The organism is Streptomyces zaehneri (assembly GCF_032248645.1).
Classification (GTDB): Bacteria; Actinomycetota; Actinomycetes; order Streptomycetales; family Streptomycetaceae; genus Streptomyces; species Streptomyces coriariae.
Genome location: NZ_JASTTJ010000039.1, coordinates 1 through 12,382 on the forward strand (window position 1 = coordinate 1; position 12,382 = coordinate 12,382).

General features: G+C 70.9%; 11 protein-coding genes. 9 read left to right on the top strand and 2 right to left on the bottom strand.

What is annotated here, in order from left to right; translation table 11 throughout:
- The first annotated feature begins 278 nt into the window (after positions 1–278).
- The 4 genes from QQM72_RS38540 to QQM72_RS38555 all read left to right on the top strand — a co-directional run bounded on the left by QQM72_RS38540 (position 279) and on the right by QQM72_RS38555 (position 2,950).
- Positions 279–617, top strand: a complete 339-nt coding sequence (locus QQM72_RS38540; protein WP_314225475.1) for a YnfA family protein — start codon at positions 279–281, stop codon at positions 615–617.
- A gap of 64 nt (positions 618–681) precedes the next feature.
- Positions 682–1,458, top strand: a complete 777-nt coding sequence (locus tag QQM72_RS38545) for an SDR family NAD(P)-dependent oxidoreductase (protein ID WP_314225476.1) — start codon at positions 682–684, stop codon at positions 1,456–1,458.
- Positions 1,455–1,667, top strand: a complete 213-nt coding sequence (locus QQM72_RS38550; protein WP_314225477.1) for a hypothetical protein — start codon at positions 1,455–1,457, stop codon at positions 1,665–1,667. The genes QQM72_RS38545 and QQM72_RS38550 overlap by 4 nt, the downstream gene beginning before the upstream one ends.
- Before the next feature lie 26 nt (positions 1,668–1,693).
- Positions 1,694–2,950: a GNAT family N-acetyltransferase gene (locus tag QQM72_RS38555; protein WP_314225478.1), complete on the top strand. Its 1,257-nt coding sequence runs from the start codon at positions 1,694–1,696 to the stop codon at positions 2,948–2,950.
- A gap of 76 nt (positions 2,951–3,026) precedes the next feature.
- Here QQM72_RS38555 and QQM72_RS38560 read toward each other — a convergent pair whose 3' ends face one another.
- A complete protein-coding gene (locus QQM72_RS38560) occupies positions 3,027–4,223 on the bottom strand; it encodes an RtcB family protein (RefSeq protein ID WP_314225479.1) in 1,197 nt (398 codons plus the stop codon).
- Positions 4,224–4,426: 203 nt separating this feature from the next.
- On the opposite strand from QQM72_RS38560, the gene QQM72_RS38565 reads away from it, so the two are divergent.
- From QQM72_RS38565 to QQM72_RS38575, 3 genes are all read left to right on the top strand, one after another.
- Positions 4,427–5,257 (top strand): DUF3558 domain-containing protein, encoded by an 831-nt coding sequence (locus QQM72_RS38565; RefSeq protein ID WP_314225480.1) that lies wholly within the window; start codon positions 4,427–4,429, stop codon positions 5,255–5,257.
- A gap of 118 nt (positions 5,258–5,375) precedes the next feature.
- Positions 5,376–6,353: a DUF3558 domain-containing protein gene (locus QQM72_RS38570; protein WP_314225481.1), complete on the top strand. Its 978-nt coding sequence runs from the start codon at positions 5,376–5,378 to the stop codon at positions 6,351–6,353.
- A 76-nt stretch (positions 6,354–6,429) separates the two neighbouring features.
- Positions 6,430–7,740, top strand: coding sequence for a DUF2637 domain-containing protein (locus tag QQM72_RS38575; RefSeq protein ID WP_314225482.1), 1,311 nt, complete (start codon positions 6,430–6,432; stop codon positions 7,738–7,740).
- Between the two features lie 70 nt (positions 7,741–7,810).
- On the opposite strand, the gene lysS is transcribed toward QQM72_RS38575, so the two are convergent.
- Positions 7,811–9,553, bottom strand: a complete 1,743-nt coding sequence (lysS, locus tag QQM72_RS38580; RefSeq protein WP_314225483.1) for a lysine--tRNA ligase — start codon at positions 9,551–9,553, stop codon at positions 7,811–7,813.
- A 140-nt stretch (positions 9,554–9,693) separates the two neighbouring features.
- On the opposite strand from lysS, the gene argS reads away from it, so the two are divergent.
- Positions 9,694–11,463 carry an arginine--tRNA ligase gene (argS, locus tag QQM72_RS38585; protein ID WP_314225484.1) on the top strand — a complete coding sequence of 590 codons (1,770 nt, stop codon included), beginning with the start codon at positions 9,694–9,696 and terminating at the stop codon, positions 11,461–11,463.
- 100 nt (positions 11,464–11,563) lie between these two features.
- On the top strand, positions 11,564–12,379 hold the full coding sequence (locus QQM72_RS38590) for a DUF4253 domain-containing protein (protein ID WP_314225485.1): 816 nt from the start codon (positions 11,564–11,566) through the stop codon (positions 12,377–12,379).
- Positions 12,380–12,382 lie beyond the last annotated feature (3 nt).

Sequence of the window (12,382 nt, forward strand, 5' to 3'; positions counted from 1 at the left end):
ACGACAGGTCCGCTGCGGTAGCCTCCCCCGCCTCCCCCGCCACCCCCGCCTCCCCCGCAGTCCCGGCCGCCCGCGCGGGCGCGACCCCCACCCCCACCGCCAGCACCGCAGCCCACACCGCGAGACCTCGCATCCAGCGCATGCCACCACTCCTCGATTCCTCGATCGGAAACCGCCCGGGTACGAAGGGCCGGGTACGAAGGGGATGTATCCCACGCACGGCGTCCGGCAGGCGCCCTCCAACAGGTGACAGCATCCGGCCGTGCCAAGCTGCCGACATGCTCATCCTCCGGTCCGCCGCCCTGTTCGTCGTCGCCGCGCTCCTCGAGATCGGCGGCGCCTGGCTGGTCTGGCAGGGCGTACGCGAGCACCGGGGCCGGCTGTGGGCGGCCGGCGGTGTCCTCGCCCTCGGCGCGTACGGCTTCGTCGCCACCTTCCAGCCCGACGCCCACTTCGGTCGCGTCCTCGCCGCGTACGGCGGCGTCTTCGTGGCCGGCTCCCTGCTCTGGGGCGCGGTCGCCGACGGCTACCGCCCCGACCGCTGGGACGTGACCGGCGCCCTGGTCTGCCTCGCCGGGATGGCCGTGATCATGTGGGCCCCGAGGAACGGCGGCTGACCCCGATACCCTGGGCGCAAGCCGGTCGTATGAACGAACACCCCCCGTGCACGAGGAGCAGCCCATGGCCACCGCCGCACCGTCCGCCGCCTCCCGCATCGCCGTCGTCACCGGTGCGAGCAGCGGAATCGGCGCCGCCACCGCCCGGCAGCTCGCCGCGGCCGGCTACCGGGTCGTCCTGACCGCCCGCCGCAAGGACCGCGTCGAGGCGCTGGCCGAGGAGATCACGCGGGCGGGCGGCTCCGCGACGGCCTACCCGCTGGACGTCACGGACCGCGCGGCGGTCGACGAGTTCGCCGGCGCCTTCAAGACGATCGGCGTCCTGGTCAACAACGCGGGCGGCGCGCTCGGCGCCGACCCGGTCGCCACCGGCGACCCGGCCGACTGGCGCACGATGTACGAGACGAACGTCCTCGGCACCCTCAACGTCACCCAGGCCCTGCTCCCCAAACTGGTGGCGAGCGGCGACGGAACGGTCGTGGTGGTGTCCTCGACCGCCGGTCACGGGACGTACGAGGGCGGCGGCGGCTATGTCGCCGCCAAGCACGGCGCCCACGTCCTCGCCGAGACCCTCCGCCTGGAGATCGTCGGCCTGCCGGTCCGCGTCATCGAGATCGCCCCCGGCATGGTCAGGACCGACGAGTTCGCCCTCACCCGCTTCGGCGGCGACGCGGACCGGGCCGCCAAGGTCTACGAGGGCGTCGCCGAACCCCTCACCGCCTCCGACGTGGCCGAGACGATCACCTGGGCGGTCACCCGCCCCAGCCACGTCAACGTCGACCTGCTCGTCCTGCGCCCCCGCGCCCAGGCGTCCAACACGAAGGTCCACCGAGAGCTGTGACGGCCGAGGAGGGGACCGCGGACCAGAACCCGGACGCTCAGGAACGGCTCTCGCCGGAACAGCTCTCGCCACAGCTCTCGCCGGAGCAGCGCCGCCTCGCCCAGGAGACGAAGGACGAGCGCCACATGTGGGTCTTCCTGGCCTACTTCCTCTTCGGCATCCACATCGTGGCGTTCGTGATGATCTACGCGGTACGTCACGCGAAGTGAGCGCCGCCGCGCCATAGGGTTTCCACGTGGACAGACACATACCGTTCGAGACGCTGCACAACTTCCGTGACCTGGGCGGATATCCGACCAGCGGCGGCCGACGGGTCCGCGCGGGCCGGCTGTTCCGCGCGGACTCCCTCGGCAAGCTGCGACCGGACACCCCGGACTGGGACCGCTTCCTCGCCCTCGGCGTCCGCACGGTGATCGACCTGCGCCACCCCTGGGAGATCGAGGCGAGGGGCCGGGTACCGGAGGGCGACTCCTTCGCCTACCGCAACCTCAGCATCGAGCACCGCCCCTACGACCAGGCCGCGTTGACCCCGGACGTGGACCCGGGCCCGTACCTCTGCGCCCGCTTCATGGAGGTGGCGGAGGACGGCACGAAGGAGATCGCGGCGGCCCTGGAGCTGGTGGCCGAGGCGCGGGAGGGGCTGGTCTTCCACTGCGCTTCGGGCAAGGACCGCACCGGGCAGCTGGCGGCCCTGGTCCTGGGTCTGCTGGGCGTCCCGGACGAGGTGATCATCGAGGACTTCTCCCTGACGGAACTGGCGACCCCGGCCCTGCTCGCCGACTGGCGCGCGCGAAACGACGGCCGCTCCCCGGCCTGGCCGGCCTTCGGCCGGGCCCCCGAGTCGGTGATGCGCCTGTTCCTGGAGGCGCTGCGGGCCCGTTACGGCTCGGTGGAGGCGTATGTGACGCAGGCTCTCGGCATGGACGCGGAGACCTTGTCGGCGACTCTCCGCGCCCGCCTCCTGGAACCGGCCCCCACCACCTGGCCGGAGCTGACCCACCGCAGGGCGGAGCCCGTCGACGCCCCCCTCCTGGTCCGCCTGCGCGACACCGCGGCCCTGTGGCAACTGGCCCGGGGCATCGAGCAGTGGCAGCCCGGCGAGAAGACGGCGGCCCACTTCGTCGACCGCATGCGCGAGGGCGAGGTCTGGCTGACGTACGCGGACGGCGCGGTCGCGGGCGCCTTCGAGCTCTGGTGGGACGACCCGGCCGCCTGGGGCCCCCGCCCGCCCGAGGCCGGCTACGTCCACCGCCTGATGACGACCCCGCACACCGCGCCACCGGGTACGGGCCGCAGGATGCTGGCGCACGCCGAGTCCCGCATCACCGCGGCCGGCCGCCCCTACGCCCGCCTCGACTGCCTCTCCACCAACCCCCGCCTGCGCGCGTACTACGAGTCCGCGGGCTACACGGTCGTCGGCGAACAGCGCGCGAAGGAGGGCGGCACGGGAAGCCCGTACGCGGTGACCCTGCTGGAGAAGCGGCTCGGGTGAGAAGACGCCGGACGGGGCCCGAGCCGATACCGGCTCGGGCCCCGTCCCGGCAGGCTTCCTCCGCCGACCGGCGGTGTCAGCCCTTCACGCAGACGACCTGCTTCAGCTTCGCCACGACCTCCACCAAGTCCCGCTGCTGATCGATGACCTGCTCGATCGGCTTGTAGGCGGCCGGGATCTCGTCCACGACGCCGGAGTCCTTACGGCACTCCACGCCCCGCGTCTGCTCCTCCAGGTCCTGGGTCGAGAAGCGGCGCTTGGCCGCGTTGCGGCTCATCCGCCGACCTGCGCCGTGCGAGGCCGAGTTGAAGGCCTTCTCGTTGCCGAGACCCTTCACGATGTACGAGCCGGTGCCCATCGAGCCCGGGATGATGCCGTACTCGCCGGAACCGGCCCGGATCGCGCCCTTGCGGGTGACCAGCAGATCCATCCCGTCGTAGCGCTCCTCGGCGACGTAGTTGTGGTGCGCGCTGATCTCCTGCTCGAAGGCCGGCTTCGCCTTCTTGAACTCCTTGCGGATCACGTCCTTCAGGAGCGCCATCATGAGCGTGCGGTTGTACTTCGCGTACTCCTGGGCCCAGAACAAATCGTTGCGGTACGCCGCCATCTGCGGGGTGTCCGCGACGAAGACGGCGAGATCGCGGTCGACCAGACCCTGGTTGTGCGGGAGTTTCTGCGCCACCCCGATATGGAACTCGGCGAGTTCCTTGCCGATGTTCCGGGAACCGGAGTGCAGCATCAGCCACACCGAACCGGACGTATCAACGCAAACCTCACAAAAATGGTTGCCGCCGCCCAGCGTCCCCATCTGCTTCACGGCCCGCTCCTGACGGAACTTCACCGCCTCCGCGACCCCGTCGAACCGCGCCCAGAAGTCGTTCCACCCGCCGGTGGCCGTCGGCCCGTGGAACCGCTCCGGGTCGACCGGCGTGTCGTGCATCCCCCGGCCCACCGGGATCGCCTGCTCGATCTTCGAACGGAGCCGGGAGAGGTCGCCGGGCAGGTCGTTCGCCGTGAGCGAGGTCCGGACCGCGGACATTCCGCACCCGATGTCGACCCCCACCGCCGCGGGGCAGACGGCGCCCCGCATGGCGATGACCGAGCCGACCGTCGCACCCTTGCCGTAGTGGACGTCCGGCATGACCGCCAGTCCCTTGATCCACGGCAGGGTCGCCACGTTCCGCAGCTGCTGGAGCGCCCCGTCCTCGACCGACGCCGGGTCGGCCCACATACGGATGGGTACCTTCGCGCCCGGCAGTTCCACGTACGACATGTCGTCCTCATTCCCCCGGATTAAATACAAAAGCCTCAGATCGCAAAACTGGTGCCAAGGTCAACGAAAAGGACAGCGAACCGGCATCCACAGCTCCACGTGCGATACACATTGTCTCCAGGGGCCGCCCCCGTCCGGCAAGCGAATAACCAGCGGGGACACCGGGCCACCCACATCACCTGAACTGTCGAGAGGAGCCGACCGTGCAGCGGAAGGCATACGTACCCGGCGTCGTCGCGCTCCTCGCGGCTCTGCTGGCCGGCTGCACCGGCGGTTCGGACGAAGGCGGCTCGACGGACAACTCCAACCCGGGCGAGGCGGGGACGGCCAGCGCCGTCGCGCAGCCCGGCAAGTACGACAACCTCCCCGAGGCCTGCGGTGTGGTGAGCCGGTCCACCCTCGACTCGCTCCTCCCCGGCATCAAGCAGCTCGCCGACGAGACGCAGCGCGACACGGCCTACGCGGGTGAGGCGACCCAGACGTTCGACACCGACCGCAAGGTGGGCTGCCGTTGGAAGGTGGAGTCGACGGACGCCACCGACCATCTCCTCGTCGACTTCGAGCGGGTCGTCTCGTACGACAACGCCGTGAGCGACGACAACCAGGCCGAGGCCCTCTTCGCGCAGAAGGTGACCGCGGCCGACCTTCCCGCCCCCACCGCCTCCGCCACCGGCGCGGCGACCGGCTCCCCTTCCGCGAGTCCGAGCACCTCACCCTCGACGACGACCTCCCCCTCCGCGGGCGCCTCCGCGTCGGCCTCGCCGTCGGCCTCCTCCACGGTCGCCCCCGCCGACCTCCAGCCCCGTCTCCTGGAGGACGTGGGCGACGAGGCGTTCATCGACGACGCGCTCAGCAGCTCCGGTTCGACGGCCAAGCAGCGCACGGTGACTGTGGCGTTCCGCACGTCCAACGTGATGGTGACCATCCAGTACGAGGAGCAGCCGGCGACCGTCGGCGCGGTGCCGGACAGCGAGGAAATGCAGGACAAGGCCCGGAAACTGGCCGCGCAGCTCGCCGACTCACTGGCCGGCTGAGGGCACTTCGGCCCGGTTCGGGCCCCGCCCGCAAAGCCCTCGAAGCGGAACCGCACAGCTTCCTCACCGACTACGGTGGCCCCTCGGACCCGATCCGACCGCAGGAACCACGAGCGTCATGAGTGAAGGAACCATGCAGCGACGAGCCCAGCGAGACGGCCAGTTTGAACAGCGCGAGCAGCGTGCCGAGCGAGTGAACCGTGCCGGAGGGCTGAACCGCCTCCTGGCCGCGGCGGTCGCCGTCCCGGTGATGCTGATGGCCGCGGGCTGCTCCTCGGACTCCGGCTCGGGCGACGACGCGAAGGACGCCGCCGCCTCCACCGGTGCCGGTTCCGGTTCCGGCGCCGACTCCGCGGCGAGCGCCGCGCCGACCGTGCAGGCGGCGGCGTACAAGACGCTGCCCGAGGCGTGTGCGGTGGTGTCGAAGAAGACGCTGACGGAGCTGGTGCCGAAGGGGGCGGCCAAGGGCAAGGAGGGGACGTCCAGCGACACCGCGGCACGGGCCAGCTGTTCCTGGTCCAGCCTGGCCAACAACGGCGTGAAGGGCTCGCAGTTCCGCTGGCTGAACGTCTCGCTGCTGCGCTTCGAGTCGGACGCGACGACCGGTGACGGCGAGTCGCAGGCGAAGACGTACTACGCGAAGCAGGTCAAGGACGCCCAGGCGGTGTCGGGCGCGAAGAACGTGAAGTCGGCGCCGGTGGCGGCGACGGGTGACGAGGCGACCTCGGTGCGCTACGACCTGAAGAAGTCGGAAGGCGCCTTCAAGCAGCAGACGGTCGTGGTGCGCGTCGAGAACGTCGTGCTCACGCTGGACTACAACGGTGCCGGTCTGGCGGGCGACAAGGCGCCGAGCGCGGAGGCCCTGACGAAGTCGGCGGAGAAGGCGTCCAAGGAGGCGGTGGCCGCCGTGCGCTCGGCCAACGGCGAGGGCGGCAGCGGCGGTTCGGACACCTCGGCCACCAGCCCGTCCCCGTCCGCGTCGGCCTCCGCCGGCTCCAAGGCGACGCCCTCCAAGTCGTCGTCGGCGACCCCGAAGGCGACGGCCTCCAAGGCGGCCGCGGCGGCTCCGAAGGCGTCCGCTTCCGCGAAGAGCTGACGGACCGGCAACACGTGCGCCGCACACATGTGCCACCCTGTTGCGCGCAAGAACACGCAAGGGGAGGGGAGTACGGGTGTCCGCGCCAATACAGCTGACCCGGACGCACCGCGTTCTCATCGGCGTGGTCGTGACCGGCGCCGTGATCATCGCCGGGATCGGCTTCGCCGGTTCGTACGCGGCCGTCCGGGAACTGGCCCTCGAGAAGGGCTTCGGCAACTTCTCGTATGTGTTCCCGATCGGCATCGACGCGGGTATCTGCGTCCTGCTGGCCCTGGATCTGCTGCTGACCTGGATCCGCATCCCCTTCCCGCTGCTGCGGCAGACGGCGTGGCTGCTGACGGCGGCGACGATCGCCTTCAACGGCGCGGCGGCCTGGCCGGACCCGCTGGGCACGGGTATGCACGCGGTGATCCCGATCCTGTTCGTGGTGTCCGTCGAGGCGGCCCGGCACGCGATCGGCCGGATCGCGGACATCACGGCGGACAAGCACATGGAGGGCGTGCGCCTCACCCGCTGGCTGCTCTCCCCGCTGCCCACCTTCCTGCTCTGGCGCCGTATGAAGCTGTGGGAGCTGCGCTCCTACGAGCAGGTGATCAAGCTGGAGCAGGAACGTCTCGTCTACCAGGCGAGGCTGCGTTCGCGCTTCGGCCGTGCCTGGCGCCGCAAGGCCCCGGTGGAGTCGCTGATGCCGCTGCGGCTGGCCCGGTACGGCGTCCCGCTGGCGGAGACCGCCCCGGCGGGTCTGGCGGCGGCGGGCATCGAGCCGGCCGTGCTGCCCCCGGCGCCGGTCGCCGCGGCCGCGCCGCAGCAGGAGCTGACGGCGGCCGCCCCGGTCGACGCGGGCGTCCGTGCCGTCGAGGCCGCTCCCGCGCCCCGGCAGGCCCAGCAGTCACCGCAGGGCCGGCCGGTCGGCTACGCGCCCGTCCCCGTGCCCACGGAGGAGGAGCAGAGCCCGTGGTTCCAGGCGCCGCACGAGGTGGCGTACCAGGGGGGCTACGACCCCACGTACGACCCCTCGGAGCAGTACGCCCAGTGGTACGAGGAGCAGCAGCAGGCCGAGCAGTACCAGGACCAGTACCAGGAGGAGCCTCCGGCGCAGGAGCCCTCTCCGGAGGAGACCGGTTCGTTCCCCATCCCGGTGGGTCCGGGCCGCAGCCGCGAGCTCGGTGAGGGCGGCGGCACGCCCGCGGTCGAGCCGGACGAGGAGTCGTACTACCAGGTCTTCAAGCAGTCGATAAACGGCAGCTACCCGACTCCGAGCCAGTTCGGCGACAACGTCGAGGCGACCTACGGCGTACCCGTCGGGGACGCGGAGGCCAAGCGCATGGTCATGCGCTTCCAGAACCGTCACGCGGCGGAACTGGAGGAGGACCACATCGCCTGATGCGCGGGTGATTGCGGGCGGGGCCGCCGGGTGCTGACACCGGGCGCCCCCTCCGTCGTGGACGTGCCGCCTACTCCCCGAGCAGGGCCCGCACCCGCTCCTGGCCCACGGCCAGCAGCAGGGTGGGCAGCCTCGGGCCGGTGTCGCGCCCCACCAGCAGGTGGTAGAGCAGGGCGAAGAACGTCCGCTGGGCGGTCTTGATCTCGGGCGGGAGTTCCTTGGGGCCGGCGTCGGCGGAGAACCCGGCCTGGACCTTGGGAACGCCGTAGACGAGGTGGGTGAGCCCGTCCAGCGACCAGTGGCCGGCGAGTCCGTCGAGCAGGAGCCGCAGGGACTGCTGGGATGCCTCGTCGAGGGACTTCAGCAGCTCGGCGTCGGCTTCGGCGCGGACGATGGTGCGCTGGTCGGCGGGGACATGGGTGTTGATCCAGGCCTCGGCCTTGTCGTACCGGGGCCGGGCCTCGTCGAGGGAGCCGAGCGGGTTCTCCGGGTCGAGGTCGGAGAGGATCCGCAGGGCCTGGTCCCGGTGTCCGGCCGTGATGTCGGCGACGGAGGCCAGCGTGCGGTACGGCAGCGGCCGGACGGTGCGCGGCAGCTCACCGGCGGCCGTGCCCACGGCGCGGGAGTGCGCGGCGATGTCGGCCGGGAGCGCCGAGCCTTCGGCGACCTTGGCGTCCAGCTTGTCCCACTCGTCGTAGAGCCGCTGGATCTCCTGGTCGAAGGCGATCTTGAAGGACTGGTTGGGGCGGCGGCGGGCGTAGAGCCAGCGCAGCAGCTGCGGCTCCATGATCTTCAGCGCGTCGGCGGCGGTGGGGACACCGCCCTTCGAGGACGACATCTTCGCCATGCCACTGATGCCGACGAAGGCGTACATGGGGCCGATGGGCTGCTTGCCGCCGAAGATGCCGACGATCTGGCCGCCGACCTGGAAGCTGGACCCGGGGGACGAGTGGTCGACGCCGCTCGGCTCGAAGACGACGCCCTCGTACGCCCAGCGCATCGGCCAGTCGACCTTCCAGACCAGCTTGCCGCGGTTGAACTCGTTCAGCCGGACGGTCTCGGCGAATCCGCAGGCGGCGCAGGCGTAGGACAGCTCGGTGGTGTCGTCGACGTACGAGGTGACCGTGGTGAGGTCCTTCTCGCAGTTGCCGCAGTAGGGCTTGTACGGGAAGTAGCCGGCCGAGCCGGACGAGCCGTCGTCCTCGTTCGCCGCGCCCGACCCCTCCGCCGCCTCGAGCTCGGCCTCGTCGAGCGGCTTCTGCTGCTGCTTCTTCGCGGGGGCCTTCTTGGTGCGGTACTGGTCGAGGATCGCGTCGATGTCGCCGCGGTGCCTGATCGCGTGCAGGATCTGCTCGCGGTAGACACCGGAGGTGTACTGCGCGGTCTGGCTGATGCCGTCGAACTCCACGCCGAGCTCGGCCAGCGACTCGACCATCGCGGCCTTGAAGTGCTCGGCCCAGTTCGGGTGGGTCGAGCCCTGCGGCGCCGGGACGGAGGTCAGCGGCTTGCCGATGTGCTCGGCCCAGGAGTCGTCGATCCCGTCGATGCCCTGCGGCACCTTGCGGTAGCGGTCGTAGTCGTCCCACGAGATCAGGTGGCGGACCTGGTGGCCGCGGCGGCGGATCTCGTCGGCGACCAGGTGCGGGGTCATGACCTCGCGGAGGTTGCCCAGGTGGATGGGTCCGGAGGGGGAGAGTCCGGACGCGACGACCACGGGTTTGCCGGGGGCCCGACGCTCCGACTCCTCGATGACCTCATCCGCGAAACGGGAGACCCAGTCGGTGGTCTCGGTGCTCAGAGCCACGATCGGCACGTCCTCTTGTTCTGAAGGCTTCCGGGTTTGAAGTGCGTTCCATTGTCCCAGACGGCCCCGCGCCCGGGAAAACGGCTTTACCCCCCATGGGATACTGACTGCGTCTATCCATCCCCACGAGGAGAACGGCACCCACTCCTATGGCCCCGGTCACGTCCCTCAGTCACTCCGTCGAACAGCACCTCACGTCCGCTCTCTCGGCCACCCTGCCGGAGGCCGCCGGCGCGGACCCGCTGCTGCGACGAAGCGACCGGGCCGACTTCCAGGCCAACGGCATCCTGGCGCTGGCCAAGAAGGCGAAGGCGAACCCGCGGGAGCTGGCGACGCAGGTCGTGTCGCAGGTCGTCACGGGTGACCTGATCGAGGAGATCGAGGTCTCGGGCCCCGGCTTCCTGAACGTGACGGTCACCGACGGCGCGATCATCCGCAACCTCGCCGCGCGGTACGCGGACGCGGACCGCCTCGGCGTGCCGCACTCCGACGCGCCGGGCACGACGGTCATCGACTACGCCCAGCCGAACGTGGCGAAGGAGATGCACGTCGGTCATCTGCGGTCGGCGGTCATCGGCGACGCGACGGTGCAGATCCTGGAGTTCACCGGCGAGAGCGTGGTCCGCCGGCACCACATCGGCGACTGGGGTACCCAGTTCGGCATGCTCATCCAGTATCTGGACGAGCACCCGCACGAGCTGGACCACAAGGATTCCCAGGTGAGCGGCGAGGAGGCGATGTCGAACCTCGACCGCCTCTACAAGGCCGCGCGCAGGCTGTTCGACGCGGACGAGGAGTTCAAGACCCGGGCCCGGCGCCGGGTGGTGGACCTCCAGGCGGGCGACCCGCACACGCTCGCGACCTGGCAGAAGTTCGTCGACGAGTCGAAGATCTACTTCTTCTCGGTCTTCGAGAAGCTGGACATGGAGATCCGGGACGAGGACATCGTCGGCGAGTCGGGTTACAACGACATGCTGGCGGAGACCTGCCGTCTCCTGGAGGAGTCCGGGGTCGCGGTCCGCTCCGAGGGCGCCCTCTGTGTCTTCTTCGAGGACGTCAAGGGCCCGGACGGCAACCCGGTCCCGCTGATCGTCCAGAAGTCGGACGGCGGCTACGGCTACGCGGCGACCGACCTGTCGGCGATCCGTGACCGTGTCTTCCACATCAAGGCGAGCACGCTGCTGTACGTGGTGGACGCCCGTCAGTCGCTGCACTTCAAGATGGTGTTCGAGACGGCGCGCAGGGCGGGCTGGCTGAACGAGGACGTCAAGGCGCACCAGTTGGCGTTCGGCACGGTCCTCGGCAAGGACGGCAAGCCGTTCAAGACCCGTGAGGGCGAGACGGTCAAGCTGGTCGACCTCCTCGACGAGGCCGTCGAGCGGGCCACCACCGTGGTCCGGGAGAAGGCCGTGAAGGTCGGCCTGTCCGAGCCGGAGATCGTGGAGAACGGCCGGTACGTGGGGGTCGGCGCGGTGAAGTACGCCGACCTGTCGACGTCCGCCGTGCGGGACTACAAGTTCGACCTGGACCAGATGGTCTCGCTGAACGGCGACACGTCCGTCTACCTCCAGTACGCGTACGCGCGTATCCAGTCGATCCTGCGCAAGGCCGGCGAGGCCCGCCCGGTCGCTCACCCGGAGCTGGAACTGGCCCCGGCGGAGCGGGCGTTGGGCCTGCACCTGGACCAGTTCGGCGAGACGGTGCACGAGGTCGCGGCGGCGTACGAGCCGCACAAGCTGGCGGCGTACCTGTACCAGCTCGCCTCGCACCTGACGACGTTCTACGACCAGTGCCACGTGCTGTCCCCGGACAACTCGCCGGAGGTCGTCGAGAACCGCCTGTTCCTGGTGGACCTCACGGCCCGCACCCTCCACCTGGGCATGGCCCTGCTGGGCATCAGGACGCCGGACAAGCTCTGACGCGATCGCCGCCGGGGCCGGCGCCCCGGCCGGGGTGCCGGCCCCGGCGGCACCCGCCCGCGAGCGCCCAATGTCAGTGGCTGCCCATACAGTCACCGGCATGGCGACTCTTCCCAACCCGCTGCCCGGGCTCACGACCGACCCGAGCGGCCGCTCCCTCGGGCTGCAACTCCCGCCCGGGAGACTGATCGACGCGACCGACGACGGTCCGTGGCACGAGCCGTTGCTGTGGCACGCGGAGAAGGCGGCCTCGCCCGGCACCTGGCAGGCCATGGGCGGCCAGGCCGCCCGCGCGGGGCTGCTTCCGGTCCTCGTCGACCTGGGCGGCTCCCAGGGCGGGCCCGCGGAGTGGGAGCTGATGCCGGGCGAGATGTCGTACCCGGGGGATCACGACGCCGACGAGGTCCTCGCGGAGTACTGGGAGGACGCCGCGGAGGAGGAACTGCCCGAAGGGATCGAGCCGTTCGGCCCCGACTGGCCCGGCCTCGCGCCCGCCGCCTCCCCGACCGCGACCCCGGACACCCGCGCGGCCCAGATCGCGGACTCGCTGACGGACGGCACCCGGGCGTGGTTGAAGGAGCCGCACCTCGCCATGGTCTGCGCGCGGCGGTCCGCCGACATCCCGGCGGCGATCGGCTGGACCGGCCCGTTGAACCACGAGAACGACGTGGCACGTCTGTGCGCGGTGCTGCGCTCCTGGGAGGACCGCTTCGGGATACGGGTGGTGGCGCTCGGCTTCGACACGCTGGTCGTGTCGGTCGCGGCTCCGCCGGCCACCCTGGCCGAGGCCGAGAGGGTGGCGGCGGAGCACTTCGCGTTCTGCCCGGACACCACCGCCGAGAACGGCCCGGACACCCTGCGCTCCTACGCCGGGGAACTGGTCGACGAGCCCGTCTGGTCCTTCTGGTGGGACTGACCG

Excerpts from the sequence above, each read along its gene's own strand:
- QQM72_RS38540 (WP_314225475.1), top strand. The coding sequence starts at position 279 with ATGCTCATCCTCCGGTCCGCCGCCCTGTTCGTCGTCGCCGCGCTCCTC.
- QQM72_RS38545 (WP_314225476.1), top strand. The coding sequence starts at position 682 with ATGGCCACCGCCGCACCGTCCGCCGCCTCCCGCATCGCCGTCGTCACC.
- QQM72_RS38590 (WP_314225485.1), top strand. The coding sequence starts at position 11,564 with ATGGCGACTCTTCCCAACCCGCTGCCCGGGCTCACGACCGACCCGAGC.
- QQM72_RS38570 (WP_314225481.1), top strand. The coding sequence starts at position 5,376 with ATGAGTGAAGGAACCATGCAGCGACGAGCCCAGCGAGACGGCCAGTTT.
- QQM72_RS38560 (WP_314225479.1), bottom strand. The coding sequence starts at position 4,223 with ATGTCGTACGTGGAACTGCCGGGCGCGAAGGTACCCATCCGTATGTGG.
- argS (WP_314225484.1), top strand. The coding sequence starts at position 9,694 with ATGGCCCCGGTCACGTCCCTCAGTCACTCCGTCGAACAGCACCTCACG.